Raw genomic sequence first — 639 nt, forward strand, 5'->3', positions numbered from 1 at the left:
TGGTCAGGGGGAAACGGTCGATGACTTCGTTGGTGCCGGGCTTGACGATGGAGAGTACAACGCCGCCCTTGATGACCACTCCATGCCCCGTTGCGCCGCGTTTCAACCAGCGTTCAGCCCGGACCTGGGACCAGTCGTAAGCCACCGGCTTCACCCGCCAGCGTTCGAACGGGTTCCACCAGCGGCAGTTAAAGTTGTAGGCGTAGAGGCGTTGGCGGGCTCGGTTAAACCGAAGAGGTTGATCTCGGGGAGGAGCCACCTCAACCTTCACGCTGAACCATAAAGACCAAAGTGCAACGAACATAGATGAAATAAAAATTAGCCAAATATCAAAATTTAGTTTTTGTTCAGCAGACAGCATAAGCCGTGACAAATCGATCAATAGAATGCCCATAACCGGAGCAAACCAAATGATCAAACCTCTGATCGCTGCTGATGCCCGTGGAAGCTCCAAATAAACACTGCATTGATAATTGGGTGCACCTAATCCGAGTGTAGGTATTAGGACCGGTGGTTCGTCAGGACTTGGAAGGTCTTCTTTCCAGCCTGAACAGGGAGGAACAAGTTTTGGGCTACTCATAAGTCCCCAACTCATGGCGCAGTCCTCGATTCCAGATCCATATCCGCAGGCCATTTCAC

Annotated in this window: 1 protein-coding gene; it reads right to left on the reverse strand. The window is 51.8% G+C overall.

Translation table 11 applies throughout. From position 1 onward, the window contains the following. Window positions 1-595 (reverse strand): DUF6708 domain-containing protein (locus ACODSK_RS32635; protein WP_489022279.1); only part of this gene is annotated, 595 nt, incomplete at its 3' end. Window positions 596-639: the final 44 nt, after the last annotated feature.

The sequence above is a fragment of the Pseudomonas sp. FG98 genome, assembly GCF_057808595.1.